Consider the following 2,340-nt stretch of genomic DNA (forward strand, 5'->3'; position numbering starts at 1 on the left):
GCCAGGCGCTGGAAGCCTCGCATCGCGGCTGGGGCAAGTCGGTCATCATCGGCGTCGCCGGCGCCGGCCAGGAGATTTCGACCAGGCCGTTCCAACTCGTCACCGGCCGGACCTGGATGGGGACCGCCTTCGGCGGCGCGCGCGGCCGCACCGACGTGCCCAGGATCGTCGACTGGTACATGGAAGGCAAGATCCAGATCGACCCGATGATCACCCACACGCTGACGCTGGAGGAGATCAACAAGGGCTTCGACCTCATGCATGAGGGCAAGTCGATCCGCAGCGTCGTGGTTTACTAAAAGCAACGCCGCTTTTTGAGGAAAACCACGGGGCCGCGGGCCGAACGCCCGCGACCTTCATGGTCAAACAAGGGAGGAAACAGGAATGGCCGAAAAACTGCATCACTCGATCGACAACGGCTTGCCGAAGGAAAGCGCGAGCTTTTCCGGCGGCACGCTGGTCTGTCTTTGCACCAGCAAGCCGGTGAAGGTGAAGGTCAAGGGTCAGATCGCCCACAACCACGCCTGCGGCTGCACCAAATGCTGGAAGCCGGACGGCGCGGTGTTCTCGGTCGTGGCCGTTGCCGGCAGCGGCGACGTCACCGTCGCCGAGAACGGCGACAAGCTCAAGGTGGTCGATCCGGCGGCGCTCATCCAGCGCCATGCCTGCACCGGCTGCGGCGTGCACATGTACGGCCCGGTCGAGCGCGACCATCCCTTCAAGGGCCTGTCCTTCATCCATCCCGAGCGTTTCGAGGAGGACGGCTGGTCGCCGCCGGGCTTCGCCGCCTTCGTCTCCTCGATCATCGAGGCCGGTGTCGACCCGAGCCGCATGGACGGCATCCGCGGCCAGCTGAAGTCGACCGGGCTCGAGCCCTATGACTGCCTCAGCCCCGGCCTGATGGACTACATCGCCACCTGGACCGCCAAGAAGTCCGGCGCGCTTCCGGCCTGACGGGCTTCCGATATTTCTGCCATGGGGCCGGTCAACGCCGGCCCCATATTCGTTTGGAGATACGATGACTGCCCCCATCATCTACGTTGACGCCGACGCCTGCCCGGTCAAGGCCGAGGTGGAGAAGGTCGCGGAGCGACACCGCGTGGTGGTGACCTACGTGTCCAATGGCGGCCTGCGACCGTCGCGCGATCCGATGATTCGCAACGTCGTCGTGTCCAAGGGCGCGGATGCCGCGGACGACTGGATCGTCGAGAACGCCAAGGCCAACGACATAGTGGTGACCGCCGATATCCCGCTTGCCGCACGCACGGTGGCGCTCGGCGCGCATGTGCTCGGCCCTACCGGCCGCCCCTTCACGCCGGAGACCATCGGCATGGCGGTGGCGATGCGCGATCTCAAGCAGCACCTGCGCGAGACCGGCGAAAGTCGCGGCTTCAACGCCTCTTTCACCCAGAAGGACAGGTCGCAGTTTCTCGGCGAGCTCGACCGCATCTTGCGGCGCGCCTTGAAATCCGCCACACCGGACTGACCCTTTCGGAGTTCGCTCCATGGTTGACGACACGACCGCCAAACTGCCGACGCATCGCCATGCGCAATTCGCCATATCCGCGATAATCGGCATCGTCGCGCTGGTGATCGCGCTCGTCCTGCGCGCGCCGCTTGCCTACCTGATCGGCGCCAATGCATTCTTTGCCGCCTACGTCTTGCTCGTCCTCCGCCTGATGCCGAGCCTGACAGGCCACTATCTGAGCAAGAACGCGCGCTCCACCGATCTGCCGTTGCGAATGATCTACTGGATGGATGGCGACGAGGTAGACGCCGCCACCAAGAAGAAGATGCCCGTTGGCGGCCTCGAATTTCCGGGTGGGAAACGGCCGGAAGGCTGGGACTTCCTCTATTTTTCCACCGTCATCGGCATGACCGCGCAAACCGCCGACACCGGCATCACCACGACGCACATGCGCCGCGTCGTGCTCCTCCACTCGATCCTTTCGTTCTTTTTCAACGCCGTGATCCTCGCGGCCGCGGTCAATCTCGCTGTCAGCCTCGGAGGTCCGTAATAAATCCGTGATCGCATGAAACATTGCCTTGTGCGGCGACGTATTGAGGGGGAGACAATGACCTGAGAAGCCGCTTCCACGGAGCGGCCGGAGGCAAGATGGACACTGTTGCCAACGACCAAACCGCCCCCAGGGCGGACGGCAAGGACACGACCCTCGTCTATCGCCAGTCGCGCTGGACGCGGTTGACCCACTGGATCTGGGCCTTTTCGCTGTTCTTCATGCTGCTTTCGGGTCTGCAGATTTTCAACGCGCGGCCGCAGCTCTATATCGGCAAGCAGTCCGGCTTCGAGTTCAACAACACCATTTTGCAGATCGGCGC

4 protein-coding genes and 1 pseudogene are annotated in these 2,340 nt (G+C 63.6%); all 5 read left to right on the forward strand.

Annotated elements, in window-relative coordinates; genetic code table 11:
• Positions 1 to 299, forward strand: a pseudogene (locus Q0L57_RS02120) (S-(hydroxymethyl)glutathione dehydrogenase); the annotation flags it as partial.
• Positions 300 to 384: 85 nt separating this feature from the next.
• Positions 385 to 954 (forward strand): S-(hydroxymethyl)glutathione synthase, encoded by a 570-nt coding sequence (gfa, locus tag Q0L57_RS02125; protein ID WP_296737348.1) that lies wholly within the window; start codon positions 385 to 387, stop codon positions 952 to 954.
• Between the two features lie 64 nt (positions 955 to 1,018).
• Positions 1,019 to 1,486, forward strand: coding sequence for a YaiI/YqxD family protein (locus tag Q0L57_RS02130; protein ID WP_296737351.1), 468 nt, complete (start codon positions 1,019 to 1,021; stop codon positions 1,484 to 1,486).
• A gap of 19 nt (positions 1,487 to 1,505) precedes the next feature.
• Positions 1,506 to 2,018 (forward strand): DUF1345 domain-containing protein, encoded by a 513-nt coding sequence (locus Q0L57_RS02135; protein ID WP_296737353.1) that lies wholly within the window; start codon positions 1,506 to 1,508, stop codon positions 2,016 to 2,018.
• Between the two features lie 98 nt (positions 2,019 to 2,116).
• Positions 2,117 to 2,340, forward strand: a 224-nt coding sequence (locus Q0L57_RS02140) for a cytochrome b/b6 domain-containing protein (protein WP_296737355.1), incomplete at its 3' end; no start/stop codon positions are given.

It is taken from the genome of Mesorhizobium sp., from assembly GCF_024509055.1.
Taxonomy (GTDB): domain Bacteria; phylum Pseudomonadota; class Alphaproteobacteria; order Rhizobiales; family Rhizobiaceae; genus Mesorhizobium.